Here is a 25,285-nt window from a genome sequence, read left to right as displayed (position 1 = left end):
CGGCGCGCCTCGCCGCGCCGAAGCGCCACGCGCCTATTCGTCGCGCAGCGCTTCGGCCGGCCGTACCCGCGCGGCGCGCCAGCTCGGGTAGAGCGTCGCGACGCACGACATCAGGAACGCGGCCGCGGCGATCTCGATCACGTCGGTCGCCGCGAGTTTCGACGGCAGTGAGCTGAGGAAGTACACGGACGGCGTCAGGAAGCGGATGCCGAGCAACTGCTCGATCGCCGGCAGCACCCACGGAATGCTCACCGCGATCGCACAGCCGAGTGCGACGCCCGCCAGCGTGCCGGCGAGGCCGATCGTCATCCCCTGGATCGCGAAGATCCTCATGATCGACCCGGGCGGCGCGCCGAGCGTGCGCAGGATCGCGATGTCGCCCTGTTTCTGCGTGACGGTCATCACGAGCGACGACACGAGGTTGAACGCGGCGACCGCGACGATCAGCATCAGGATCAGCGACAGCATGCGCTTTTGCAGCCGCTCGGCTTCGAACCACGTGCGGTTCTGCCGCGTCCAGTCGCGGATATAGAGGTCGCCCGACAGCGTGCGCGACAGCGCCAGGGCGATGTCCGGCGCGCGCTGCAGATCGTCGAGGCGCAGCCGGATGCCGGTCGGCGCGCGCGCATTGAACAGCGTCTGCGCGTCGCGGAGATGAATGTACGCGAGCGCGCTGTCGTACTGGTAGTGGCCCGATTCGAACGTGCCGACCACGTTGAACTGGCGGAACTGCGGCAGTGCGTCGCCGATGCGCGCGGTGTTGCCGGGCGCGAAGAACGTGATGCGGTCGCCGATCTTCACGTGCAGCGCGTCGGCCAGTGCCGAGCCGAGCACGATGCCCATCCCGCCCGGCACGAGCGCGTCGAGGCGCCCGGTTTTCAGCTTGCGCGCGATCTCGGACACGCGCGGCTCGAGCACGGGATCGATGCCGCGCAGCGCGACGCCCGTCACGCTGCCCGCGTTCGTCAGCAGCGCCTGCGCATCGACGTACGGTGCGACGGCGCGCACGGCCGGGTTCTGCAGCGATTCGTGCGCGGTGAGCCGCCAGTCGGGCATCGCGCCGGTCGGCGAGAAGATTTCCACGTGCGCGAGCACCGACAGCATCCGGTCGCGCACTTCCGTCCGAAAACCGTTCATCACCGACAGCACGACGATCAGCGCCGCGACGCCGAGCGCGATACCGGCCATCGCGGCACCGGCGATGAACGACACGAAGCCGTCGCCGGCCGAGCGCCGGCCGCCGCGCGCATAGCGCAGCCCGATCTGCCATTCGAACGGGAGTTTCAAGCGGTTTCCTTTCATTTCGATTCGATTCGTGCCGAGCCGCGCATTCTAGCGAACGCGGCGCGACCGCGCGCGGCGGATGGGCGGCGAGCCGAAAACCCGCCCGACCGGCCGGTCGATGGCCGGCGTTGCAAGCCGGCACACCGATATTTCCATCGTTTCGGGTCTGATCGATAATGGCGCCCAGCATCCGGTCGAACATACCAAGCATGTACGGCGCAACCGGGCCGCGCCGTCACAGACCCATAACAATTCGGGGGAGGTTGCCGCAACAGGCAGCATGTCCTCGACAAGGAAATAACAATGGATTTGCTGCGCTTCCTGCTGCTCCTGCCGATTCGCGTCGCGGGCTTCGTCTGGTGGCTGCTCGGCTCCGCGCTGCGGCCGCTGGTCGGCGACGTGTCGTGGACAGCGCCCGCGTGGATGGGCATCACCGTCGCGGCCGTGCGCCGCCGCCCGTGGCATGCCGGCGGCCTCGTGCTGCTCGCGGCCGCGCTGGGCTACGGCGGCTACTGGTTCAAGCACCGCCCGAAGCCGCCCGAGCCCGAGACCGTCAGTTTTACCGTGAAGGCGCCGGCGATCACCACCTATGAGGTGGACGACAGCGACAAGCCGAAGATCACCGTGCATCCGCTCGAAGTCGTGTTCGCACAATCGGCCGCGCCGATCGAACAGGTCGGCAAGCCGGCCGGAGACGGCATCGAGATGACGCCCGCGCTGAAGGGCGCATGGGAGTGGGCCGACGACAAGACGCTGCGCTTTACGCCGGCAGCTGACTGGCCGGTCGGCGCGCACGTCGAGGTGCGTTTCGCGGTGCACCGGGTGTTCGCGCCGCAGGTGACGATGCACGACGACCGTTTCGCATTCGACTTGCCCGCATTCGCCGCGACGTTCGGCAACAATGAGTTCTACCAGAATCCCGACAATCCGGCGGAGAAGCAGGCGCTGCTGCAGTTGCGCTTCAACTACCCGGTCGATCCGGCCGAATTCGAGAAGCGCATCGGCCTCGTGCTGGTCGGCCGCGACGGCAAGAATGCGTCGCCGCTGCGCTACACGGTCAACTACGACAAGATGAAGACGAGCGCGTGGGTCTACTCGCAGCCGCTCGAGATTCCGCGCGATCCGCTGGTGGCACGGCTCGACGTCGACAAGGGCGTGAAGAGTTCGCGCGGCGGCAACGGCACGCCGGACGTGCTGCACGCATCGGTCGACGTGCCGGGGCTCTACAGCCTGTCGATCGACAACATCGCGCCGACGCTCGTCGACAACGAGCGCTACGAGCCCGAGCAGGTGCTCGTCGCCGAAGCGTCGGACGGCGTGCGCAGCGCCGATCTCGCGGCGCGTGCGAAGGCGTGGGTGCTGCCCAAGCGCAAGCCGGGCGTCGATCAATCGGACGACGATCCGCCGTACGAATGGAACGTGGCCGACATCAGCGACGCTGTGTTGAAGCAGTCGAAGCCGCTGCCGCTCGAAGCGGTGCCCACCGAGAACGATTACGCGACGCTGCAAAGCTTCAAGTATCACGCGACGCCGGGCGATCGTATCGTCGTGCGATTCGCGGGCGACTTGAAATCGGCGGGCGGCTACCTGCTCGCCGAGCCGGTGACGACCGCGTTCACGGTGCCCGACTATCCGAAGCTGCTGCGCTTCATGGCCGACGGCTCGCTGCTGTCGATGAGCGGCAGCAAGCGCTTGTCGGTCGTGTCGCGCAACCTGCCGGGGATGAAGGTCGAGATCGGTCGCGTGCTGCCCGACCAGCTCCAGCATCTCGTGAGCTTCAACAACGGCACGTACGCGCGGCCCGAGCTGTCGTATTCGTTCAGCGAGGATCACATCGTCGAGCGCTTCGTGCAGACGCGCGCATTCCCGGCCGGCGACCCCGGCAAGGCGCATTACGAAGGCATCGATCTCGGCCAGTACCTGAAGGGCGGCAAGCGCGGCGTGTTCCTGCTGCACCTGACGAAGTACGATCCGGCCGCCGAGAAGAAGGCCGACGATGCGAAGGATGGCGATGCTTCGTCCGGCGACAGCAGCCAGGATCAGTCCGACAACGCCGATTCGGGCGACAGCAACGGCAACGGCAACGGCGACGACAGCGACAGCGCGCTCGGCGACACGCGCCTGATCGTCGTGACCGATCTCGGGATGCTGGTCAAGAAGGCGCTGGATGGCAGCCAGGACGTATTCATCCAGTCGATCCGCAACGGCCGTCCGGTTGCGGGCGCAACGGTATCGGTACTCGCGGTGAACGGCCAGGCGCTGTTCACGCAGACCACCGGCGCCGACGGGATCGTGCACTTCCCCGCGTTCAAGGGGCTCGACCGCGAGAAGCGGCCGCAACTGTATGTCGTGAAGAAAGACACCGACCTGTCGTTCCTGCCGGTGGCCGGCCGCGATCGCCAGCTCGATTTCTCGCGTTTCGACGTCGACGGCGAGCGCAACGCGACGGGCCAGGGGCAGCTGTCCGCCTACCTGTTCTCGGATCGCGGCCTGTATCGCCCCGGCGATCCGTTCCACATCGGCCTGATCGTGCGCGCGGCGAGCTGGGCGCGCAGCCCGGCCGGCGTGCCGCTGCAGGCGGAGATCGTCGACCCGCGCGGGATCACGGTCGAGCGCAAGCCGGTGACGGTCGATGCGACGGGCTTCACCGAGCTCGGCTATACGACCGCCGAGACGGCACCGACCGGCACGTGGACGGTGAACCTGTACATCGTCAAGGACGGCCAGCCCGGCGCGGAGCCGATCGGCAGCACGACGGTGCAGGTGAAGGAATTCCTGCCCGACCGGATGAAGGTCGACGCGAAGCTGTCGCAGCAGGTCGTCGAGGGGTGGGTGAAACCGAAGGGGCTGAAGGGCGTCGTCGATGCGCAGAACCTGTTCGGCACGCCGGCGGAGAAGCGTCGCGTCGCGGCGACGCTGACGCTGCGCCCGGTGTGGCCGTCGTTCCGCAGCTGGCAGGGCTATCACTTCTTCGATGCACGCCGCGCGAAGGAGGGCTACACGACGACGCTGCAGGACGGCACGACCGACGACCACGGCCATGCCGAGTTCGACCTCGATCTCGACAAGTACGCGGACTCGACCTACCAGCTCTACTTCCAGGCGAAGGCGTACGAAGCGGAAGGCGGGCGCAACGTCGCCGCGAACGCGCAGACGCTCGTGTCGAACAACGACTGGCTCGTCGGCTACAAGTCGGTCGACGATCTCGGCTACGTGAAGCGCGGCAGCCCGCGCACGGTGCGGCTCGTCGCGATCGATCCGAACGCGAAGGCGATCGGCGTGAAGGACCTGCGCGCGCAGCTCGTCGAGGAACGCTACGTGTCGGTGCTGACCAAACAGGATTCCGGCGCATACAAATACGATTCGCGGCTGAAGGAAGTGCCCGTCGACGAGCAGCCGCTGACGATTCCGGCGGCCGGGCTCGACTTCACGCTGCGCACCGACAAGCCGGGCAGCTATGCGCTCGTGATCCGCAACGCGGACGGCGCCGCGGTGAACCGGATCGAGTATTCGGTCACGGGCGACGCGAACGTCACGCGTTCGCTCGACCGCAACGCGGAGTTGCAGGTGACCCTCGCGAAGCATGACTACAAACCGGGCGAGCAGGTCGAGATCGCGATCCGCGCGCCCTACGCGGGCAGCGGCCTGATCACGATCGAGCGCGACAAGGTGTATGCGCACGCCTGGTTCCATGCGGACACGACCAGTTCGATCCAGCACATCACGGTACCGGCCGGCTTCGAGGGCAACGGTTACATCAACGTGCAGTACATCCGCGATCCGTCGTCCGACGAAATCTTCATGAGCCCGTTGAGCTACGGCGTCGTGCCGTTCTCGGTGAACCTCGACGCGCGCCGCAACGCGGTGTCGGTCGATGCGCCGGCGCTCGTGAAGCCCGGCGACACGGTGAATTTCACCGTGCATTCGGCGAAGCCCGCGAAGGTCGTCGTGTTCGCGGTCGACGAGGGCATCCTGCAGGTCGCGCGCTACAAGCTCGGCGATCCGCTGAAGTTCTTCTTCCGCAAGCGGATGCTCGAAGTCGGCACGTCGCAGATCCTCGACCTGATCCTGCCGGACTTCGAGAAGCTGATGGCGATGGCCGCGCCCGGCGGCGACGCCGACGATGCGATCGGCCGTCAGCTGAACCCGTTCAAGCGCAAGCGCGACAAGCCGGTCGTTTACTGGTCGGGGATCGTCGACGTGAACGGCGACACGCGCCTGAGCTACACCGTGCCCGACTACTTCAACGGCAAGCTGCGCGTGATGGCCGTGTCGGTGTCGCCGGACCTGGTCGGCACGTTCGAAGGCGCGACGACGGTGCGCGGCGATTTCGTGCTGTCGCCGAACGTGCCGACGACGCTCGCGCCGGGTGACGAGGCCGACGTCAGCGTCGGTGTTTCGAACAACCTGACGGGCGCCGGCAACCAGCCGGTGCCGATCGCGGTCACGCTGAAGACGGGCCCGCAGTTGCAGGTGATCGGGCCGGCCACGCAGAACGTCGCGCTCGCGCCGCAGCACGAGGGCGTCGCGATGTTCCGCGTGAAGGCGACCGACACGCTCGGCTCGGGTTCGCTGTCGTTCGGCGCGCGCTATGGCGCGAAGGGCGCGCAGCAGCGCGTCGACGTATCGGTGCGGCCGGCCGCCGCGTTCCGCACGCAGCTCGACATCGCGCGGCTCGACCCGGGCAAGAAGGCGAGCGTGCCGAACCTGCGGTCGATGTACGACGCGTATGCGTCGCGCGATGCGAGCATCTCGACCGCGCCGCTCGTACTGTCCGAAGGGCTGTCGTCGTATCTCGTCAACTTCGAGCACTACTGCAGCGAGCAGATGGTGAGCGCGGCGGTGCCGCGCGTGTTCGCGGCGAAGTGGCTGTCGGTGCGCGCGCTGACGAGTGCGATGCATGCGACCGACGCCGGCGCCGACACGGCGAACGCGGCGGCGATCGCGCAGTTCCTCGGCGTGCTGCGCAGCCGGCAGAACGCGCAGGGCGGGTTCGGTCTGTGGAGCGCGACGCCCGACGCCGATCCGTTCGTGTCCGCGTACGCGATGCACGTGCTGCTCGACGCGCGCGAGCGCGGCATCGCCGTGCCGAAGGACATGCTCGACGCGGGCAACCAGTATCTGCAGAAGCTCGCGGCGAACGATTCGCTCGGCTCGCTCGACCTGCTGCGGCAGCGCGCATACGCGGTGTATCTGCTGACACGCCAGGGCAACGTGACGACCAACAGCCTCGCGGCCGTGCAGAAGCGGCTGCAGGATGCGTATCCGAACGACTGGAAGAACGACCTCGCGGCCGCATGGCTCGCCGCGTCGTACCAGTTGCTGAAGCAGGACAAGGAGGCCGCGGCGCTGATCGCGGGCCCGCAGGCGCTGCTCGAGCGCAAGCGTGCGTCCGACGGCGGCTACGTGACGGGCTACTACCTCGATCCGCTGACGCGCGACGCGAGCGTGCTGTACCTGATCGCGAAGCACTTCCCGGACCGCGTGCGCAAGCTGTCGCCGCGCGCGATGGACAACCTCGCCGCGCCGCTCGTCGACAATCGCTACAACACGCTGTCGTCGGCGATGACGATCCTCGCGCTCGATGCGTATGCGGCATCGAGCGCAGGCCAGCTCGACCAGCTCGCGATCGACGAGGTGCGCGCGGGCGCCGCGCCGAAGGACGTATCGTCGATCCAGGCGAACCTCGTGCGCTCCGGCACGTGGTCGGGCGGTGCGTCGCGCGTCGATTTCGTGAACGGCAGCTCGCTGCCCGCGTGGTGGATCACGAGCCAGTCGGGTTACGACCGCGGCACGTCGACGAAGGCGATCAAGGACGGGCTGGAGATCGTGCGCGACTACACCGATACGGACGGCAAGCCGCTCGACAAGATCACGCTCGGCCAGGAGATCGACGTGCACCTGAAGATCCGTGCGACGGGCTCGGCGAGCGTCGGCAACATCGCGATCGTCGACCTGCTGCCCGGCGGCTTCGATCCGGTGATCGCGCCGCCGCCCGTCACCGACACGCAGGACGGCGACAGCAACGGCGATGGCGGCGCGTCGGCGCCGGTGGCCGATGCACCGTGGCGCTCGCCGATCGGCGTAAAGGGTTCCACGTGGCAGCCGCAGTTCGCGGACGTGCGCGAGGACCGCGTGGTGATCTACGGCACCGCGACGACCGACGTGCGCGAGTTCGTCTACCGGATCAAGGCGAGCAACGCGGGCCGCTTCGTCGCGCCGCCTGCGTACGGCGAGTCGATGTACGACCGCCGCGTGCAGGCTCAGGCGCCCGGCGGCACGACGTTGACCGTGGAGCGCGTGCGATGACGATGCAGCTGCGGCAGCTGCGCCAGTCGTGCCAGCGGCGCCGGGTGCGAGGAGCGCCCGCGCGTGACTGACGCTTCGGTACTGCGGCGCGCGCTGCACGGCGCCGGCCGCTGGCTGTATCGCTGGCAGAACTGGATCGCCGGCGCGCTGCTCGTGTTCGGTGCGCTGGCCGCGTGCCGGTTGTGGCCGCATCCGCCGCTGCGTGACTGGAAACCGTCGTCGGTTGCAGTGACGGACGCGCAGGGCCGGTTGCTGCGCCTGACGCTCGCGAAGGACGACCGCTATCGGCTGTGGGTGCCGCTCGACCGGATGTCGCCGCAGCTCGTCGAAGCCGTGATGCTGCACGAGGACCGCTGGTTCCGCTGGCATCCCGGCTTCAACCCGTACGGCCTCGCGCGCGGCGCATGGATCACGTACGTGCGCGGCGGCAATCCGCAGGGCGGCTCGACGCTGACGATGCAGCTCGCGCGCTCGCTGTGGAAGCTGAACACGCGTACGCCGGCCGGCAAGCTCGCGCAAGTCGCGCGAGCGATGCAACTCGAACTTTTCTATTCGAAACGGCAGATCCTCGAAGCGTATCTGAACGATGCGCCGTACGGCCGCAACGTCGAAGGCGCGGGCACCGCGAGCGTCGTCTATTTCGACCGGATGCCCGATGCGCTGACGCTGCCCGAGGCGCTCGCGCTCGCGGTGATTCCGCAGGACCCGGCACGGCGCGTGCGCGGCGGGCAGGACGAGATCAACCGCGCGCTGGCCGCGTCGCGCAACCGGCTGTATGCGCGCTGGCTGACGAAGCATCCGGGCGATGCATCGCTCAAGCCGCTGTTCGCGTTGCCGCTTGCGATGCGGCCATTGTCGGCACTGCCTTTCGATGCGCCGCATGCGGTCGACCAGGCGCTCGCCGCACGCAGCGCGTGGCGCACGACCTCGGGCGGCGCGGCGGACGACAGCGACGGCGGCGCGCGGCTCGTGACGACGCTCGATCTCGACCTGCAACGCACGCTCGAACGGCAGATCGCACGCTATGTCGCGCGCAACGACACGCGCGGCGTGCGCAACGCGGCGGCCATCCTGGTCGATACGCGCGACATGGGCGTGAAGGCGCTGGTCGGCTCCGCGAACTTTTTCGACCGCACCATCGACGGGCAGGTGAACGGCACGCTCGCGCGGCGCTCGCCGGGCTCGACGCTCAAGCCGTTCATCTATGCGCTCGGTTTCGACCAGGGCGTGCTGCATCCGCAGACCGTGCTGCGCGACGTGCCGACCGCGTTTGGCCCGTATGCGCCGGAGAATTTCGACGGGCATTTCCTCGGGCCGATCACCGCGACCGATGCGCTGAACCGCAGCCGCAACGTGCCGGCCGTGTGGGTCGCGTCGCAGCTCAAGTCGCCCGACCTGTACCGGTTCCTGCAGGAAGCCGGCGTGCGCCGGCTCGCGAGCGCGCAGCACTACGGGCTCGCGCTCGTGCTCGGCGGCGGCGAAGTGACGATGCAGGATCTCGCGGGGCTCTATGCGATGCTCGCGAATCGCGGCGAATTCCGGCCGCTGCGGCTGCGCGCGGACGAACCGGCGCTGCCCGGCCGGCGCTTGTTGAGCGCGGAGGCGAGCTACATGACGATGGACATGCTGCGCCAGCATCTGCGCCCCGACGAGACGAGCGGCGCGCAACCGTCGAGCGTGCCCGTCTACTGGAAGACCGGCACGTCATGGTCGTTCCGCGATGCGTGGACGGCCGGCGTGTTCGGCCCGTATGTGCTGGTCGTGTGGGTCGGCAATTTCGACAACTCGACGAATACGGCATTCGTCGGTGTCGACGCGGCCGCGCCGCTGTTCTTCCAGGTGGTCGACGCGCTGAATGCCGAGCGCACGCTCGCCGAGCCGCCGCGCGCGGTGCCGCCGCGGCTGAAGCGCGTGCGGATCTGCCTCGCGAGCGGTGACCTGCCGAACGAGTGGTGCCCGCAGCAGGGCTGGACATGGTTCATTCCGGGCACGTCGCCGATCCGCGTGAGTACCGTGCACCGGCCGGTCGTGATCGACGACGCGACGGGGAAGGCCGCGTGCCCGCCGTACGACGGCAAGCGCACGCATACGGAGACCTTCGAGTTCTGGCCGTCGGATCTGCAGCAGGTGTTCGCGCAGGCCGGCATTCCGCGCCGGCGGCCGCCGCAGAATGCGGACTGTCGCGATGCCGGGCAGGTCGAAGGCGATCCGCCGCGCATCACGTCGCCGCTGCGCGGCAGTACGTATGCGATGCGCGTGAAGAGTACGGAGGAGATGCGCATCGCGTTCAACGCGACGGCCGATGCGAGTGCGCACGCGCTGTACTGGTTCGTCAACGATGCGTTCGTCGGGCGCAGTGTGCCGGGCGATGCGCTGTTCTGGCAGCCGCGGACGGCCGGCAGTTTTACGGTGCGGGTGGTCGATGATCACGGCCGCAGCGATCAGCGGCCGCTGGCGGTGGGGTTGGAGCAGTAGGCGTTCCGGATCACATGCGGGCAGCAGGCGAAGTGCCGGTATCGGTCATTTTCCGTAACTCTCGAGCGGGATTGCCGTCCTGCGGTTCGCACACAGACGGTAGGGGCGCCCGGGGAGGCGGAATTGCGGGCCCTTTGGAGGGGGGGCAAACAGTACGGCACGATGCCCCCGACGTAGTACCGATTGCCGGCGATCCATGTCCGATTGGTTCGCTTTGTTGACGGTTGTCGGAACGTGGGGCCGTCCGGACAGGGGCGGCTTCAGTCGAATGCGTCGGGCGACGATCGGTCTGGCGCGGCCGTTCGTGCAATCGCGGTGCCGAATTGCCGGCCCGACATCCGGGGCTTGTTCCCGTCGCACAGTCAGGGTTTGGGCACCCGGATACGGCTGATCATCAGCGACCCCGACAGACCGAAAGGCAGCGTCATCGGATGCAGCGTGGCGCCCCAGATCTGCAGGTCGCCGAGCCACAGGTTCGGGCCGATTGCGTCGAACCTCGCGGCGACCGCCAGCAACAGCACGAGGACGATCGATGTCGGAATCGGTGTGCCCTCGAAGTACGAAACCTTTCCCGTTTCCTGCGACAGCTCTTCCGCCGTCACGTTGTAACGGGCCAGCCGCGACACGCCGCAGGCCACGAAATAGACCAGTATCAACCGATCGTACAACCCTGTCATGCCGCATCCGTAACCGATGATGGCGGGGGCGACGCCGAACGAAATCACGTCGGCAAGCGAGTCGAGTTCGCGGCCCAACGCCGACGATTTTTGCCGCCAGCGCGCAATTCTGCCGTCCAGGATGTCGAATACCAGGGCGCCGACAATCAGGCCGGCCGCGTAATAGATGTGCAGCTTATCGCCACTCGCGATGTACGAAATGATTGAAAAAAGTGCGCCGGTGCCGCACACCGCGTTACCGAGCGTGAACCAGTCGGCCAGATGAAATTCACGGATCATCGAAAATCGTCGAACAGGGCTTGTCATGCTGATGTCGGCTGGAGGAAGGAGGCCACTATGCTATCAGGCATGGTGAAAGCGCTTTCGCGAAAGCGATATCCCGAATGGGCGCCAAACCGATGCGACCGTTCGTCACTCGAGACGGCACGCTTCGCGTGCAAGCGGCCTGTGTGCTTCCGGCGACAAACGTTTGGCAGAAGTCCGTTCGGTGACGGGCCCCCCGTCACTTCGTCATCCGGGCCGGCCCTGATCGCGTGCTGTGCTGGAAGATCGACTATGCGAGGCTGTCGGGGGCAAGTCGTAAAACCTGCGCGGTATCGTCCTGAGGCTCGGGCTATCCGCATCGGCCACAATCATGTGTCGCGTTGCGTCGTGTGCCGCTAATGCTTCGTTTGATACCCAGCGTTCGATCAAGAAAAATCCATTTCCCTGACCGACGACCGGATGGAGACCGTGCCGGAGACAGCCTTGTTCAGCACGTACGAGCGGCGCCAACTTTTCATGACGACGATCACGGCTGCAGTGATCAGCGGCCGCTGGCGGTGAAGTTGGAGCAGTAGAGGACGACGGCCTGCCGGTGCAGGCCCGGATTCAGACGCTGTAGCCGATCCGCAGCACACCCCATTGCCTTCCGCCGACGACGATGGGTGCGGAAACGTCCTTCATCAGCGCGAAGTTGCCGTTGCCCATGTCGCGCCGATAGGTCTGCAGCAGGAACGGCTTGTTATGCGACACGGAGGTGCGCGCCGTGCGGTCCGTGTAGATCCGGCGATTCCGGCAGTTCGCGGCGTTCCACGCGGCGTCCGCGCGCTGGGGCAGCGAGAACTTGCGGTTGTGGGTCGGCAGGTAGCACTGCCTGTCGAAGCTCGCGCAATAGACGATGCGTGCGTCGATCTCGAGGATCGGCTCCTGGATGGCCGGCAGCACGCGGTCGGTGAACGCCGTGAAGCGCGTCATGAACTGCTGCGGGTCGGTGCCGGGAATCGGCACGTAGTTCGCGTCGAAGAGCGCGTCGAGTGCGATATCGCCGCGCCCGACCGCTTCCTCGAAGAGCTTGCTGATCGCGGCGGCCGTATTCCGCGCGGTGTCGATCAGGCGCGTGTCGGGCGATTCGATGCCGGTCGCGGCCGTGAGTTCGATGAGCGTCTCGGAGACGGAGAGCAGGTTGCCGAGCCGGTCCTTGGCCTGCGAGAAGTTGTCGCTCGAATCCTCGACACCCGATGCCATCTCGCCGACCTGTTCGTCGAGGCGGTGGCATTGCGTCTCGATCTCGTCCGTCAGCGACGCGATCTGTTCGGCCTCGCCGGCGAGCTCGGTGATTGCGTGCCCGGTCGCGTGCACGACCTCGCCGATCGTACGCGTGCCCTCGCGCACGCGATGCGCGCGTGCGGCGTTGTCGGTGCCTTCCGCGATCAGGTGTTCGGTCTGCTCGGCAAGGCGCGCGAGGGTCGTCTCGATCTGGGCCGTCGCCTGTCCGGTCTTGGCGGACAGGTTCTTGACCTCGGCCGCGACGACGGCGAAGCTGCGCCCCGAATCGCCGGCGCGTGCGGCCTCGATCGCGGCGTTCAGCGCGAGCAGGTGGGTCTGTCGCGCGATCACGGAGATCTCCTCGGACACGGCCCGGACGTGATCGAGCGCGTCGCGCAGCGCGCCCATCTGGTTGCCGATCGACGTGACGCCCTCGACGAGGCCGTGGATGTCGGCGAGCGACGCCTCGATCGTCTGTTGCGACTGGCGAACCGCGTTCGACGCATTCGCGCTCACGGCGCGCACCTGCTGCGCGGCCTCGGCAATCCGGTGGTTGCCGCGCAACGTGACGGCGGCCGATTCGCGCAGCGTGTGGCAGACCTCCGCCTGCCGGGCGACGCGGGTCGCGACTTCCTCGACGTGACCCGACACGTCGCAGATCTCGATGCCGAGCCTGCCGGCCTGCTCGGCGATGTCGCCGACGAGTGCGCGCGATGAACGGCGGCTGCGGCCGATTCCGAAGAAGTTCACGTTGCTGGGTCTCCTGGTGGACACGCTTGGCCGGTCTTTGGCGAGTTTTTGGAGTGTGCCCCTGACTTGACGGCGGCGGAGCCGCCGACTTGAGGTCGGGTAAACGTCTAGATCGGCGATCCGGATGGTTGGGCTAGCACCGCGCGTTTCCCGTTTTTGTGCGGCTGTCTTCCGGCGGCCGGGCGCCGGACGGGCGGGCACCGATCATCCGTCCGAATGCGCCGAGTCAGAATACGTGATGGATGCCGACGTTGGGGCCGACCGGTGTGCCGGGCAATCCGGACAACGCACCGCGAGTGATGCCGGGGTCGGCATCCATCGTTCCGTGGTGGTTGACGACGCCAGCTTGCGCATGGAGGACGGTTCGCTTCGACAGGCTGCAACTGACGTCGACCGCGACGGGCAACGAATGACTGTGCGAATCGTTGCGATCGATCTTGCGCCACGCGCCTGTATTCACCGTCGGCTGCAATCCGAAACTGGGCGAATCGCTTGGGGGATGGATGGTGGGCATGAAAGTCGAAGAACGTCTGGCTATATCGAACAGCGGACTGGCTACGCCTCGGGGCCAGGGCCGGCGTGACGCGATAGTCGAAGCCGGCGCCATACACGAGGGGCAGGGTAGCGAAACCCTCCCCTCGTACCGCGGGCGACACGACGCGGCAGCTTCGCCGCACCGCATCGCGCAGCGGTCTTGCTTACTTCGCGGAGCTCGCGCTGACCTTCGCGAAGTCCAGGCTGCCGAAGCCCGTATCGTCGTCCCAGCCGGCCTTCGCGGTATAGCCGTGGCTGCTGTAACCGTTGTTGCCCGAGGTCACGTCGTGGAGCAGCGACGTATTGGTCGGGAAGTTCTGGTAGAACGCCGACGTCGGCAGGCCGAGGCTGTTGTTGTTCGCCGATTCGACCCGCGCCCAGCCGCCGACGAAGATCGGCGAAGCGAGGCTCGTGCCGCCGACGAGCTGGTTGGTCTGCCCGTTGATGACGATATACGCGCCCGTCGATTGCGCGGCGTCGAACGCCACGTCGGGCAGCACGCGTTTCGTCACCGTGCTGCCGAGCGCGGCGGTCTGCCAGCTCGGCGCGGTTTCGAACGCGCTCACACCGCCGCCCGTCGCCCAGATCCGCACTGCGTTGTCGACCGGGTTGCCGTTGCTGTCGAGATCCGCGTACGCGACGCCTTCGTTCCACACGGTTTCGCCGGCCCACGTCGTGGTGCCGGTGGTCGACAGCGTCGTGCCGCCGACCGCGACGACATACGGCGAACTCGCGGGCGACGACACGCTGTACTTGGACAGGTTGATCGTCGTCCTGACCGACGTGCCGTTGTACGTGCCGATGTAGCCGGGCGCGCCTTGCGGCGACGTCGACCATTGATAGACGCCCGCGTCGCCGGCCGAGACCGAGAAGACCTGGCCCTGCGCGACGGCCTGCTTGAACACGGCGTCGTCGGCGGCGAGCGAGCCGTCGGAGTTCGCGGCGGTTTCGTCGAGGCCGAGCGACACGTTGATGACGGTCGCCTTGTTGTCGGTCACGGCCTTGTTGTATGCCGCGGTCAGCGTCGCGTCGGTGAGGCCGCTGTCGTTGCTGTCGCCGTTCACCGCCGAGTAGAAGATCAACTGCTTCACGCCGCCGGAGGTGCCGATGATGTCCTGGCTGTCGAGATCCCATTCGCCCGGATCGCCGTCGTCAGCCAGCGTGCCCGATCCGCCCGCGACCACCGCCGTGTTGACGGTCGCCAGGCCGGCATTCTGCGTGAAGGTGTTCAGGTCGGCGATGGTCTGGGTCATGTCGCCCCAGGTGATGATGCCTACCGTGGTGTTGGTCGCGGCAGGCAGGCCGCTCGCGTCGTAGATCGCCGCGAAATCGGTCGGCTGGTGGCCGACTTGCTGCGACGCGGCGGCCGCGTTCTTCGCGATCCTGTTCGGTTCGATGACGGCGGCCGGCGCGAAGCGGTGGAGCAGGCGGTGCGGCACCGCGGCGTTCTGCAGGCCGAGCACCGAGTCGACGACCGAGCCGAGCGACGCCGGGATCAGCGCGGCCGAATCGTTCGCGAAGACCGGCTTGCCGCGATAGTTGAAGCGCTTGATGCTCGCGTGGAAGCCGTTCTGCGCGTTGGTCGCGTTGCCGTCGGCGGAGACCAGCGTGTTGTTCTCCGACACCGTGACGTTGCTGAAGCCGTTCGCCTTCAGGTGGGCTACGACGGCCGCGACCTGGCTGTCGGTCGGCGCGAAGCGCGCCTTGAACTGGGCCGGCGTCAGGTACTTGCGGTAGTTCGCGCTGCCCGGCTGGTTGACGTCGCGCAGGAACGCGTCGAGCTGGTCGGTGTTGCGATTCTTCAGCACCACGGTCACATGCAGCGGCTGGCTCAGTTCGAGCGGCGTCACATGCGTGTCGGTGAGCGCCGGCGTGCCGACGCTGTTCAGCGAGTACGCAGGCTGAGCCTGCGATGCGGCCGACGCAGCCGCGGCGGGCGCATTCGACAGCAGGAAGGCGCTGGTGCGGGTCGCGACCCAGTTGGTGGCAGCCTGGGCGGGCAGCGGCGCCAGCGTGGCGGCGACCGCGAGCGGCAGTGCGGCGAGGGCAAAGCGTTGCGAGAGTGTGCGATTGACGTGCTGAGTTCTCTGCATTGTGAGCTCCGAGATTTCGACGTAGAACCGGTGCAGCGCGCGACCCGGATCGCGGGTAGCGGCAGGGCGGCGCATGCAACCTGACGCAAGACCGGACCAACCAGCGTGATTCAAGGCGACATAAGTTTTCCTCCCCCTCCCACCATCAAGATCGGAGGCCGGTCCGGGTATCGGATTCGCACGTCGCGAACGTCGATCCCGCGCACGGCCCTCTATCGTGTCGGCCTGCGTCGCATCGGCGGCGGCGTGGTCCGACCTTCTCTCGTTCCGTTCAATCTGCTGCGACGGCTGCTTCAACGCGTTATCACTTAATTAGGAATCCAATATATAAAATCCGTATAAGCGGGCGATGCATTGTCGTTCGACGGCGTGGTGCGTGTGTTTCGTGTGAGGTGCTGCGGGCGAGATCGAATGCCCCGGTCAGCCGGGAGAGAGGTCGATGTCGTCGTCTTCCGCCTGAAGCGGAACGGGATGACCGGTGACGCGGGAGCTGGGTGTTGCGAGTAGATGTCGCGGCTTACGAATCAGCTACTGTTCTCGTGCAACGTAATAAAAACGGAAGTTAATTGTCGGGCCGTTGATTTCCTGATGCGGATTCGATTTCACGGCGGTATTTCTTGCGGGGAAAGATAGCAAGAAAGAAAACGCAGAGTCAAACTTTTTTTGATTGCGTTTAAAAAGTTTAGATAATCGCTTCAAAGGATGTTTTTTATGAACGGGAAGCGATTATGTAAGTCATTCGTCATCCTTGACGAGTGACGCGTGACGCAGTGCGAGCCAGGCGCTGGCGTTGCGAAAAACCGATGCCGCCGCTGCCATTTCGATGCGACGTTCCGAAACCGGCCCTCGCGGTTTCGTTGTCTGCGCGTAGCAAGTGAGCGCGCGTTCGACGCAACGCGCGATGCGCTTCGATTGAAACCGGGCGAATCGTTCGGACTTGCGTGGAACACGCATCGTGTTGCGCGGCATCTTCTTTTCCTTCTTGCCGGCTTTCGCGATTCCCGCAGCGGCAGCGCGCAGGTCGCGCGCCATGTGCCCTGCACCACTGCCCGGCGATCACCCGTCGTCCGCCTTCGCCTGTAGCCCCTTCAACCCCTGAATTACGACCAGCAGCGCGCGGCCGTGCTCGTCCGATCCGTCCCACGCGTCGACGATCGCGTCGCGCAGCAGGTCGTTGTACCGGCGGCGCGACGGCCCGGTATCGACACCATAGAAACTGCATAACTTATTGAATGGCGCGCTGCGGCGCAGCCGATGCCCGTTCGACAGCCTCAGGCGCGATACGGTCGGCTGGCTGACCCCGGAGAGTCGCGCTATTTCGCTGGACGAGCGTGTATCTGCCGTCAGGCGGCGCAACAGGTCTTGAACGGGAAAATCTTGGTCCGGGGCTTCCATGCGATGCATTATACCTATACAGTTACGGCTGTTGAATGGGCTTGCTGTCACCAGCGAGGCTGTATCCCGAGAAAGTTGATGACACTGAAACACCTCCCACCCACGTTCTGCTGGACCAAGATCGGTACCGAGTCCGGCGAGGAACTGCCGACCGTCGTGCTCCGCAAGGAATGGGAGCGCCGGCTCGGGGGCGGGCGTTTTCTGTGGGGCATCAACCAGCCGCTCGGCAGCAGCGCGCAAGTCGCCGCGCATCGCACGGGCTCGCTGCTCGCGCTGTTTTCGCCGGTCGCGTCGCGCCCGCGCGCAGGCGAGCGCAAGGACGCGTTGTTGTGGAATGCATGGGTCGACGCGAGCGGGCAGGTGCGGCCGTTGCCGCCGCACACGTTCATCGCGAGCCGCTCGACCTTGCCGTCGGGCCGGCGCCGCGAGCAGCACTACGCGCTCGTGTGCGCGTCGTCCACCGCGTTGACGGTCGGCACGCAATTGCGCGTGTTTCCCGATCACCTGCGCAGCGTGAGTACCGGCAAGTCGCTCGGTGCCGCACAGGGCGCGGCTGTGGTCGATTGCGTCGGGCGTGCGAAGGAGCAGACGGGCAAGAGCTATCCGCTCGCGCTGTCGGTCGAGCTGGAGGCACCGTATTTCGTGCGGCTCGCGCAGCCGTGCGTGCTGAAGGCGCGCGATCTCGCGGAAGTGAACAAGGCGACGCGCGCCGGTGATTTCGATCGCTTTGTCGAGCTCGTCGCGCGCTTGCGCGGCCGTTCGCCGACGGACGCCGAGCGTGGCGTCACGCGCGATCTGTTCGACGTGCCGCCGATCGAAACGGCGGCCGCGTATGTTGCGCCCACGCACGTGGCGCGCTTGCGCAACCGGCCGGCGGCCGAGCATGCGCGCGATCTCACGGGCGACCTGTTCGACTTGTCACCGGGCGAGGCGGCCGCGTTCGCGGGCCTTGCGCATCCGCGCATCGGGCGCGCATGACGCATTGCGCGCAGCGGGTCGCGCAAGAATCTGTTGCAATCTCGCCATAGCGGAGCGGCGAGGGCAGAGAGACAATCGGCACGAAGCGCGCTGCGCGGCGGCCGATGCGTCGATACTCGATGGGTCGTGGTTCACGCCGCCGACATGCGCACCACGCACACTGAGCGTCGGCGTGCTTCACACTGCAACCCTGAGGGAGAAGTGTCGATGTCGACCCACATCTGTTCGCGGGAAGCCCGGGCCGCACAGCGCTTCGTCGAAGCCACGCGCAACGTCGATCAGGCCTTTCGCGCCGTGCGAGGCGAAAGCGACGACGACATCTCGTCGGCCGAATATGCACGCGCGATGTCGCGCCTCGATCGCGCGCTCGACGAGCTGGCGCTTGCGCAGGAATGCTTCGATCGCGTAGTCAGCGCCGACACAACCGCACACGACAACTGATCCCGCCGGCCCCGCGTGTTCGCGCGTCAGGCGACGCGCGTTCATCTTCATGCCGGGCATCGCGCCCGGCATGCGTTCACTTATCCCGTTCCTGCTTCAGACCTTGCGGCCTTCGACCGGATAACCGGGATCGGTATAGCCGTGCGTCGATGCGTGCCCGGGCGGCACGAGCGAATCGACGAACCGTTCATCGTCCGGGCCGAGTTCGAGCGTGAGCGCATCGATGTAGCTGTCCCAGTGCGCTTCGGTGCGCGGCCCCGCGATCGTCGAGCTGACGATGCGGTTCTTCATCACCCACGCGAGCGCAAACGCCACCGATGTCGTGCCGCGCGCGGCCGCATGTGCGGCCACCTGCTGCGCGATATGCAACGATTCGGGGCGCCATTCCGTTTGCTGGATGCGCCGGTCGCCGCGGCCCGCGCGCGAATCGGCGGGCGGCTGCGCATCCGCCGCGTATTTGCCGGTCAGCACGCCGCGTGCGAGCGGGCTGTACGGTACGACGCCGATCCCGTAATGCGCAGCGGCCGGAAGCTGTTCGACCTCGGCCGTGCGATCGACGAGGTTGTACAGCGGTTCGCTCGCAACCGGGCGATCGATGCCGAGTTGATCCGCGAGTCGCACGATCTCGGCGATGCGCCAGCCCTTGAAGTTCGACAGCCCGAAGTAGCGCACCTTGCCTTGCCGGATCAGGTCGGCGATCGCGCGCATGGCTTCGTCAAGCGGCGCATCGGTCAGCGCGCGATGGAAATAGAGGATGTCGATGTAGTCGGTGCCGAGGCGCTTCAGGCTCGCGTCGACCGATTCGACGATCCATTTGCGTGACTGGCCCTGCCGGTTCGGCCCTGCGTCCGGTCCGGCCGGATAGCCGAACTTCGTCGCGACGACCCAGCTGTCGCGACGCGGCGCAATCGCGCGGCCGACGACTTCTTCCGAGCGGCCGGCGTGATAGACGTCGGCCGTGTCGATGAAATTGACGCCCTGGTCGAACGCCTTGTCGATGATGCGCGCCGACGTCGCTTCGTCGGTCTCGCCGCCGAACATCATTGCGCCGAGACACAGCGGCGACACCTTGAGCGCGCTGCGCCCGAGATAGCGGTAATCCATGGAAGCTCCATGCGGGCACGTGCCCGCCGGTTGAATGAAAGAAGCCGCGCTTACACGCCGGCTTCGTCGAACACGCGCTGGGCGATCGTCAATGCGGAACTTGCGGTCGGCCAGCCCGAGTAGAACGCGAGATGCGTGATCGTTTCGACCAGCTCGTCGCGCGTGAGGCCGTTGTCGAGTGCTTTCTTCAGGTGGAACGGCAGTTCGTTGACACGATACAGCGACACGAGGCTCGCGACCGTCACGAGGCTGCGATCGCGCGGCGACAGGCCGGGGCGTTGCCAGACGTCGCCGAACAGCACGTTGTCGGTGTAGTCGGCGAGGGCGGGTGCGATGGCGCCGAACGCCTTGCGCGCGGCGGAAGTCGGCTCGGACATCGAGGGCTCCGGGGAAGTTGGGGAACATCGACGATGGTAGCCACCGATGCGCTTATCGATAATCCCCGGCAATTCGCATGCACTTATCGACGCGATTCATGAATCGTGATGCATGGGCGATGCCCCGCCGGCTCATGCGCGATAGCGCAGCGCATCGACGATCACCGCGAGCGCGCGCGACGATTGCCGCCGGCTCGCGTAGTACAGGTGATGACCGGGGAACGTCGGGCACCAGTCGTCGAGCACGCTGACGAGGCGGCCGGCGGCGACATGCGGCGCCGCGAGTTCGGCGGGCACGTAGGCCAGCCCGTAGCCCGCGAGCGCCGCGTCGAGCGTTTCGTAGGTGCCGTTGAAGGTGACCTGCCCGTCGACGCGCACCTGCAGCGTGTCGTCGCCGCGCGCGAGTTCCCACGCGTACAGCGCGCCGTGCGTCGGCAGGCGCAGGTTGATGCAGTCGTGCGCGACCAGATCCTGCGGCGACGCGGGGCGCGCACGTTCCGCGAAATACGCGGGCGCGCCGACGATCGCCATTTTCATGTCGGCCGAGATGCGTACGGCGATCATGTCCTTCGCAACCTGGTCGCCGAGCCGCACGCCGACGTCGAAGCGCTCTGCGACGATGTCGGACAGCCCGTAGTCGTTCACGAACTCGACCTTCAGGTCGCGATAGTCGCGCAGGACCGGCGCGAGCTTCGGCCACAGCAGCGTGCGGATCACGAAGTCGGTCGCGTTGATGCGCACGGTGCCCGCGGGCTGGTCGCGCAGTTCCGCGAGCGCCGTCAGTTCGGCCTCGATTTCGTCGAAGCGCGGCGCGAGATTCAGCAGCAGGCGTTCGCCGGCTTCGGTCGGTGCCACGCTGCGTGTCGTGCGCGTGAGCAGCCGCACGCCGAGGCGCGTTTCGAGCGAGCGGATCGTATGGCTGAGCGCGGATTGCGATACGCCGAGCTGGGCGGCCGCCCGCGTGAAACTGCGCTCGCGCGCGACGGCGATGAAAGCGAGGAGGTCCGCAAAGTTGTCGCGCGGCATGGAAGGTGTCGGGTGGTCGATGCCCGCGCATCGTACCACCGGGTTCACCGGGCCGCGCGGCAAGGCGACGAGGGATGCGGCGCGCGTCAGCCCGCGCGTGTCATGCCCGGTGCATGGGGCGCGGGATGGTACGCATAGCCGCCATGCTGGAACGACGTCGCGAAGAACTGCATCTGGTAGCGGATCGCGTTCGCCCAGTAATCCCACGTGTGGCCGCCCGGCCGCTCCGCATAGTCGTGCGGCACGCCGAGCGCGACGAGCCGTTCGTGCAGCGTGCGGTTCGAGCCGACGAACGCGTCGTCGCGACCGCAATCGATCGTCAGGTCGAGATGCGCGCGCACGAACGCGCTGGCGCTGGCGACGATCACGTTGCGGTTCCAGAACGACGGATGGCGGCCGGGGTCGCCGAACACGTGGTCGATGCCCGGCTCGTCCTCGCAGCAGCGCGGATCGACCGCGCCGCTGATGCTGCCGACCGCGCCGAACGTGTCGGGCCGGTCGAGCGCGATGCGCAGCGCGCCGAAGCCGCCCATGCTGAGCCCGGTGATCGCGCGGGCGTGCTGCGTCGCGATCGTGCGGAAGTGCGAATCGACGAAGGACACGACTTCGTCGCCGATGAAGGTTTCGTAGCGGCTGCCCGAGTCGAACGGGCTGTCGATGTACCAGCTCTCGTGCCCGCCGTCGGGCATCACGAGGATCACGTGGTAGCGGTCGGCGAGCGCTGCGATGTGCGTGTTCGACGTCCAGTCGGTGTGGTCGCCGCCGGAGCCGTGCAGCAGATAGACGACCGGATAGCGGTCGCCGTCGCGGGCGCCGCGCGCATAAGCGTCGGGCAGCACGACGGTTGCCTTGAGCGTCTCGTTCATCGCGGCGCTGGGAATCACGACGACCCGCGCGTGAAATGCGAGAGCAGGGCCTGAAATGGCGAGCAGCAGAAGCAGCCAGAAGGCGCGCGCCAGATTCCTCGATCCTCGCATGTGTCGACCCCGTCCGGCGTCGAGCGCCGGGAAATCCCTGTTCGGACGACTCTAGCAACCGTGCCTTTCAACCATATTTCGGCGAATCCTACGGGTTGTCAGGCGGGCGGCGCGCCGACGATGCGCTCGATGGCGGCGCGAAACGCATCAGGCCGCTCGGCCGGGATCAGGTGCCCGCAGCGCGCAATTGTGTCGAAGCCGGCGCAGCGCGCGAGCGCCCAGTCGGGCACGTGCCAGCCTGCGCGCGAGCGTTCGCCTGCGACGAGCCAGACGGGGTGACGCTCGAAGACTTGCGCGAGCGCCTGCAGGTAGCCGGGTTCGCCTGTCGTCGCGACCACCGAGCGGCCCATCGCGCGCAGCGTCGATGCGGGCTGATGCGCGAGCCAGCGGCGGGCGTCGTTGATGAGGCCCGCCGATGGCGCGTCGATCGCGCCGCGCAGCCAGCCGGGCGGATCGGCGCGCAGCCCGTCGAGCATCGCGTCGGCCTCACCGGGCGTCATGCGGCCGACCGACGCCGACCAGAACGCATCGTCGAGCGTGAAGTTGCCCTCGACGTTGACGATCCGCCGCACGCATTCCGGATGCGCATGCGCGAACAGCATCGCGATCGCGCCGCCGACCGAGTGGCCGACGACATCGACCGGCTGCGCGCCGAAGTGCGTATCGACGGTGTGGCGGACGTGCTCGACCTGCGCGGCGAGCGTGATCGCGTCGAACGGTACCGCGCGATGCGCGCCGTAGCCGAGCAGGTCGGGCGCGAGATGCGGGCCGTTCCATCCGCGCACGTCGAGCGTGCCGATGAAACCGTGAATGAAGACGACGGGCGTGGGCTGGATCATGGGGCGGGCGCGGATGGGAGGGGCGGCAATTCGAGTTCGGCGAGCAGTTCGTCGAGTTCGAGCACGTGTGTGCGGTCGTGGTCGAGCAGCTCGCGCACGAGTTCGTCGAGCGACATGCGGCGGATGCCGTCGCGCAGCCCGCAGCGTGCGAGCTGCGTCGGATCGAGTGCGGCGGCGGTCGTGCACAGCGCGGCGCGGCCCGTGCGGAATGCGGCGACCGCAGGGGCGAGCGGCTGAGCAAGATAGTCGCGTTGCGCGGCCAGCGCGGTGCCGTCGACGGAGGCGATCACCGGCAGTTCGAGCGTGCGCACGGCGTCGATGCGTTCGGCGAACACCACGTCGAGGTCGCGCAGGTGGCACGCATGCTCGACGAACGAGAAGCCCGTGCCGTCGGGGCGGCGCGTCCGCAGCGCGGCCGGCACGTGCGCGGCATACGCGGCGAGCCGATCGGGCAGTTGCGCCAGCGCGGCGACGACATCGGCGAACGGCAGCAGCTGCGGATACGCGCTGAACACCGTGCCGTAACTGAACAGCGTGCCGCTCAGCCGCCCGCGCGCCTGCACGACATCGTGGCCGTGGCGGCGCATGACTTCCGCGACCATCGCGCCGCAGAACTGGCGGGCTGTCGTGTCGGTTTCGATTTCGGGGAATTTCAGTGCGATTTCGTGCTGGATCGCGCCGATCGCGGCGACGCCCACGCGTGACAGTGCCGCGAATTCGACGTAGCGCGCGGGTTGCGCGATCAATGCTTCGAGCTGGGCGCCGAGCGCGGTGGTGCGGAAACGGTCGAAACGGGAATGCATGACGGAAAGAGCTTGCCGAGTAACGTATCAAAACGATACGTTACTCGGCGGATAGCGTCAACGGCGGGATTCGGGCGATGCGCTGCATCACTCCTTGCCGGCGCCCCTGGCTGCCTGCTCGATCAGCTTCGCGACTTCGGCCGGATGCGAGATGTAGGCGACGTGGCTCGACTTGAGTTCGATCGTCTTGCTGCCGGCGCGTTGCGTCATGAAGCGTTCGAGCTCGGGGTTGATCGCGCGGTCCGCGGTGGCGACCACCGCCCAGCTCGGTTTCGTCCGCCATGCGGCATGCGTGATCGGCACGCCGAACGACTGCGCGGCCGGCGTCACTTGCGAGATCGCCATGAACTTCGCTTCGGCGGCCGGCACGTCGGCCGCGAAATCGGCGTGGAACGACGCTTCGTCGAAATACAGGTGACCGTCCTCGGTGGCCTTGATCGCCTTCGTCGCGGGCGGGGTCTTCTTGGTCAGGTCGAGCGGGCTTTCTCCGGTGTCGGGCTGGAACGCGGCCACGTAGACGAGGCCCGCGACCTTGTCGTCGTTGCCGGCTTCGGTGATCACCGCGCCGCCATAGCTGTGGCCGACGAGGATGCTCGGGCCGTCCTGCGCGTCGACGACACGCCGGGTTGCCTTCACGTCGTCGTCGAACGACGTTTCCGGCTGCTGAACGACGGAAACCTTGTAGCCGTCACGCGTGAGGATGTTCGAGACGGCTTGCCAGCCCGAGCCGTCGGCGAAGTAGCCGTGAACCAGCACGACGTTCTTGACGGGGGCGGCGACGGCCGCGTGCGAACCGAGTGCGGCAGCAGACAACGCGAGTGCCGCGGCGATCTGGCGGACTTGGGAAAAGCGCTTCATTTTCATTCTCCAGAAGGAAGACAGGGTAGGAAACCGTCGGATATCGACAGGCGTCTTGTTCTGTCGATGCGTTCATCCTACTAGTAGGTAGGATTATCGACAAGGAGAAATCACGGCTGGAAAAGAGTATCTCCGGGCGGTAAACTATCGCTGTTTTTCATCCGACTAGATGGTAGGCAAATATGACGGTAACGGGGGACAGTACGGCGGGCCGCATTCTCGAAGCCGGGCGGCAACTGATCATGCGGCGCGGCTATAGCGGGTTCAGTTATGCCGACATCGCCGACGCGATCGACATCCGGAAGGCGAGTATTCACCACCACTTCCCGACGAAGGCGGATCTGGCGGTCGCCGTGCTGCAGCAGTCGCAGGCGAAATTCGATGCCGACATGGCGTTGCTCGACGCGAGCGGCGCCGACGCGCTGGTGCAGATGCGCGCATACATCGGCTACTGGGAACGCTGCATCGTGGACGACAGCGCGCCGTTCTGCGTGGCCGGCATGCTCGGCGCGGAGTTGCCGGCATTGCCCGACGAAGTCGCGCGGGCGGTGAAGGCGCATTTCGACGACCTTGCCGCGTGGCTGGTGCGTGTGCTCGAGGCAGGGGTGAAGGACGGCGTCGTGCAGCCGGGCGTGTCGGTGCAGACCGAGGCCGCGACGTTCGTGTCGCTGGTCTATGGTGCGATGCTTGCCGCCCGGGCGTACGGCAATGCGGGGATGTTCAGGGACGTGACCGGCGGGGCGGTCGAGCGGCTCGCGGTGCCGCGCAAACGCGCGTGAGCCGCGCACGCGCGAGCGGGCTGGGGCGGCGCCCGGCGGTCATGTGAAACCGCCTGACG

20 protein-coding genes are annotated in these 25,285 nt (G+C 67.0%); 5 read left to right on the top strand and 15 right to left on the bottom strand.

The window, feature by feature from the left end; translation table 11 throughout:
* Positions 1-33: 33 nt before the first annotated feature.
* Positions 34-1,302, bottom strand: a complete 1,269-nt coding sequence (locus tag HAV18_RS36120) for a lipoprotein-releasing ABC transporter permease subunit (RefSeq protein ID WP_208102260.1) — start codon at positions 1,300-1,302, stop codon at positions 34-36.
* 285 nt (positions 1,303-1,587) lie between these two features.
* On the opposite strand from HAV18_RS36120, the gene HAV18_RS36115 reads away from it, so the two are divergent.
* Complete coding sequence (locus HAV18_RS36115) at positions 1,588-7,593, top strand: MG2 domain-containing protein (RefSeq protein WP_166965361.1); 6,006 nt, start codon at positions 1,588-1,590, stop codon at positions 7,591-7,593.
* A 63-nt stretch (positions 7,594-7,656) separates the two neighbouring features.
* The gene (gene pbpC / locus HAV18_RS36110) at positions 7,657-10,068 is read left to right on the top strand and encodes a penicillin-binding protein 1C (RefSeq protein WP_166965359.1); all 2,412 of its coding nucleotides are present in this window, start codon (positions 7,657-7,659) and stop codon (positions 10,066-10,068) included.
* A 362-nt stretch (positions 10,069-10,430) separates the two neighbouring features.
* Here the strand turns inward: pbpC and HAV18_RS36105 are convergent, their stop codons facing one another.
* The 7 genes from HAV18_RS36105 to HAV18_RS36075 form a co-directional block, all read right to left on the bottom strand.
* A complete protein-coding gene (locus HAV18_RS36105; protein WP_243771830.1) occupies positions 10,431-11,024 on the bottom strand; it encodes a phosphatidylcholine/phosphatidylserine synthase in 594 nt (197 codons plus the stop codon).
* 231 nt (positions 11,025-11,255) lie between these two features.
* Positions 11,256-11,519, bottom strand: coding sequence for an antibiotic biosynthesis monooxygenase (locus HAV18_RS40415; protein WP_208102259.1), 264 nt, complete (start codon positions 11,517-11,519; stop codon positions 11,256-11,258).
* Between the two features lie 96 nt (positions 11,520-11,615).
* Positions 11,616-13,022 carry a methyl-accepting chemotaxis protein gene (locus tag HAV18_RS36095; protein WP_166965355.1) on the bottom strand — a complete coding sequence of 469 codons (1,407 nt, stop codon included), beginning with the start codon at positions 13,020-13,022 and terminating at the stop codon, positions 11,616-11,618.
* Positions 13,023-13,248: 226 nt separating this feature from the next.
* Positions 13,249-13,482, bottom strand: a complete 234-nt coding sequence (locus HAV18_RS36090; RefSeq protein WP_166965353.1) for a hypothetical protein — start codon at positions 13,480-13,482, stop codon at positions 13,249-13,251.
* 238 nt (positions 13,483-13,720) lie between these two features.
* Positions 13,721-15,649: a protease pro-enzyme activation domain-containing protein gene (locus HAV18_RS36085; RefSeq protein ID WP_166965351.1), complete on the bottom strand. Its 1,929-nt coding sequence runs from the start codon at positions 15,647-15,649 to the stop codon at positions 13,721-13,723.
* 735 nt (positions 15,650-16,384) lie between these two features.
* Positions 16,385-16,681: a hypothetical protein gene (locus HAV18_RS36080; RefSeq protein ID WP_166965349.1), complete on the bottom strand. Its 297-nt coding sequence runs from the start codon at positions 16,679-16,681 to the stop codon at positions 16,385-16,387.
* A 24-nt stretch (positions 16,682-16,705) separates the two neighbouring features.
* Positions 16,706-17,044 (bottom strand): XRE family transcriptional regulator, encoded by a 339-nt coding sequence (locus HAV18_RS36075; RefSeq protein WP_166965347.1) that lies wholly within the window; start codon positions 17,042-17,044, stop codon positions 16,706-16,708.
* A gap of 78 nt (positions 17,045-17,122) precedes the next feature.
* On the opposite strand from HAV18_RS36075, the gene HAV18_RS36070 reads away from it, so the two are divergent.
* Positions 17,123-18,022, top strand: a complete 900-nt coding sequence (locus HAV18_RS36070; protein ID WP_166965345.1) for a hypothetical protein — start codon at positions 17,123-17,125, stop codon at positions 18,020-18,022.
* A gap of 207 nt (positions 18,023-18,229) precedes the next feature.
* Positions 18,230-18,463 carry a hypothetical protein gene (locus HAV18_RS36065; RefSeq protein WP_166965343.1) on the top strand — a complete coding sequence of 78 codons (234 nt, stop codon included), beginning with the start codon at positions 18,230-18,232 and terminating at the stop codon, positions 18,461-18,463.
* Positions 18,464-18,559: 96 nt separating this feature from the next.
* On the opposite strand, the gene HAV18_RS36060 is transcribed toward HAV18_RS36065, so the two are convergent.
* The 7 genes from HAV18_RS36060 to HAV18_RS36030 all read right to left on the bottom strand — a co-directional run bounded on the left by HAV18_RS36060 (position 18,560) and on the right by HAV18_RS36030 (position 24,447).
* Positions 18,560-19,567, bottom strand: a complete 1,008-nt coding sequence (locus tag HAV18_RS36060; RefSeq protein WP_166965341.1) for an aldo/keto reductase — start codon at positions 19,565-19,567, stop codon at positions 18,560-18,562.
* A 50-nt stretch (positions 19,568-19,617) separates the two neighbouring features.
* Positions 19,618-19,944, bottom strand: coding sequence for a carboxymuconolactone decarboxylase family protein (locus HAV18_RS36055; RefSeq protein WP_166965339.1), 327 nt, complete (start codon positions 19,942-19,944; stop codon positions 19,618-19,620).
* Between the two features lie 132 nt (positions 19,945-20,076).
* On the bottom strand, positions 20,077-20,970 hold the full coding sequence (locus HAV18_RS36050) for a LysR family transcriptional regulator (RefSeq protein WP_166965337.1): 894 nt from the start codon (positions 20,968-20,970) through the stop codon (positions 20,077-20,079).
* 86 nt (positions 20,971-21,056) lie between these two features.
* The gene (locus HAV18_RS36045; protein ID WP_166965335.1) at positions 21,057-21,947 is read right to left on the bottom strand and encodes an alpha/beta hydrolase family protein; all 891 of its coding nucleotides are present in this window, start codon (positions 21,945-21,947) and stop codon (positions 21,057-21,059) included.
* 98 nt (positions 21,948-22,045) lie between these two features.
* The gene (locus HAV18_RS36040) at positions 22,046-22,786 is read right to left on the bottom strand and encodes an alpha/beta fold hydrolase (RefSeq protein WP_166965333.1); all 741 of its coding nucleotides are present in this window, start codon (positions 22,784-22,786) and stop codon (positions 22,046-22,048) included.
* Positions 22,783-23,589 carry a DinB family protein gene (locus HAV18_RS36035; RefSeq protein ID WP_166965332.1) on the bottom strand — a complete coding sequence of 269 codons (807 nt, stop codon included), beginning with the start codon at positions 23,587-23,589 and terminating at the stop codon, positions 22,783-22,785. The genes HAV18_RS36040 and HAV18_RS36035 overlap by 4 nt, the downstream gene beginning before the upstream one ends.
* A gap of 87 nt (positions 23,590-23,676) precedes the next feature.
* Positions 23,677-24,447, bottom strand: a complete 771-nt coding sequence (locus HAV18_RS36030; RefSeq protein ID WP_166965330.1) for an alpha/beta hydrolase — start codon at positions 24,445-24,447, stop codon at positions 23,677-23,679.
* A 182-nt stretch (positions 24,448-24,629) separates the two neighbouring features.
* Between HAV18_RS36030 and HAV18_RS36025 the strand changes: the two genes are divergently transcribed.
* Positions 24,630-25,226 (top strand): TetR/AcrR family transcriptional regulator, encoded by a 597-nt coding sequence (locus HAV18_RS36025; protein WP_166965328.1) that lies wholly within the window; start codon positions 24,630-24,632, stop codon positions 25,224-25,226.
* Positions 25,227-25,285: the final 59 nt, after the last annotated feature.

It is taken from the genome of Burkholderia sp. D-99 (assembly GCF_011605345.1).
Lineage (GTDB): Bacteria > Pseudomonadota > Gammaproteobacteria > Burkholderiales > Burkholderiaceae > Burkholderia.
Note: the sequence above shows the minus strand (reverse complement) of the source record. Positions and strands in the feature narration are given on the sequence as shown.

What these genes read in the sequence shown, in the direction of transcription:
- HAV18_RS36120 (WP_208102260.1), bottom strand. Translation starts at nt 1,302, where the DNA reads ATGAAAGGAAACCGCTTGAAACTCCCGTTCGAATGGCAGATCGGGCTG.
- HAV18_RS36115 (WP_166965361.1), top strand. Translation starts at nt 1,588, where the DNA reads ATGGATTTGCTGCGCTTCCTGCTGCTCCTGCCGATTCGCGTCGCGGGC.
- HAV18_RS36105 (WP_243771830.1), bottom strand. Translation starts at nt 11,024, where the DNA reads ATGATCCGTGAATTTCATCTGGCCGACTGGTTCACGCTCGGTAACGCG.
- HAV18_RS36085 (WP_166965351.1), bottom strand. Translation starts at nt 15,649, where the DNA reads ATGCAGAGAACTCAGCACGTCAATCGCACACTCTCGCAACGCTTTGCC.
- HAV18_RS36080 (WP_166965349.1), bottom strand. Translation starts at nt 16,681, where the DNA reads ATGGCGCGCGACCTGCGCGCTGCCGCTGCGGGAATCGCGAAAGCCGGC.
- HAV18_RS36075 (WP_166965347.1), bottom strand. Translation starts at nt 17,044, where the DNA reads ATGGAAGCCCCGGACCAAGATTTTCCCGTTCAAGACCTGTTGCGCCGC.
- HAV18_RS36070 (WP_166965345.1), top strand. Translation starts at nt 17,123, where the DNA reads ATGACACTGAAACACCTCCCACCCACGTTCTGCTGGACCAAGATCGGT.
- HAV18_RS36065 (WP_166965343.1), top strand. Translation starts at nt 18,230, where the DNA reads ATGTCGACCCACATCTGTTCGCGGGAAGCCCGGGCCGCACAGCGCTTC.
- HAV18_RS36060 (WP_166965341.1), bottom strand. Translation starts at nt 19,567, where the DNA reads ATGGATTACCGCTATCTCGGGCGCAGCGCGCTCAAGGTGTCGCCGCTG.
- HAV18_RS36055 (WP_166965339.1), bottom strand. Translation starts at nt 19,944, where the DNA reads ATGTCCGAGCCGACTTCCGCCGCGCGCAAGGCGTTCGGCGCCATCGCA.
- HAV18_RS36050 (WP_166965337.1), bottom strand. Translation starts at nt 20,970, where the DNA reads ATGCCGCGCGACAACTTTGCGGACCTCCTCGCTTTCATCGCCGTCGCG.
- HAV18_RS36045 (WP_166965335.1), bottom strand. Translation starts at nt 21,947, where the DNA reads ATGCGAGGATCGAGGAATCTGGCGCGCGCCTTCTGGCTGCTTCTGCTG.
- HAV18_RS36040 (WP_166965333.1), bottom strand. Translation starts at nt 22,786, where the DNA reads ATGATCCAGCCCACGCCCGTCGTCTTCATTCACGGTTTCATCGGCACG.
- HAV18_RS36035 (WP_166965332.1), bottom strand. Translation starts at nt 23,589, where the DNA reads ATGCATTCCCGTTTCGACCGTTTCCGCACCACCGCGCTCGGCGCCCAG.
- HAV18_RS36030 (WP_166965330.1), bottom strand. Translation starts at nt 24,447, where the DNA reads ATGAAGCGCTTTTCCCAAGTCCGCCAGATCGCCGCGGCACTCGCGTTG.
- HAV18_RS36025 (WP_166965328.1), top strand. Translation starts at nt 24,630, where the DNA reads ATGACGGTAACGGGGGACAGTACGGCGGGCCGCATTCTCGAAGCCGGG.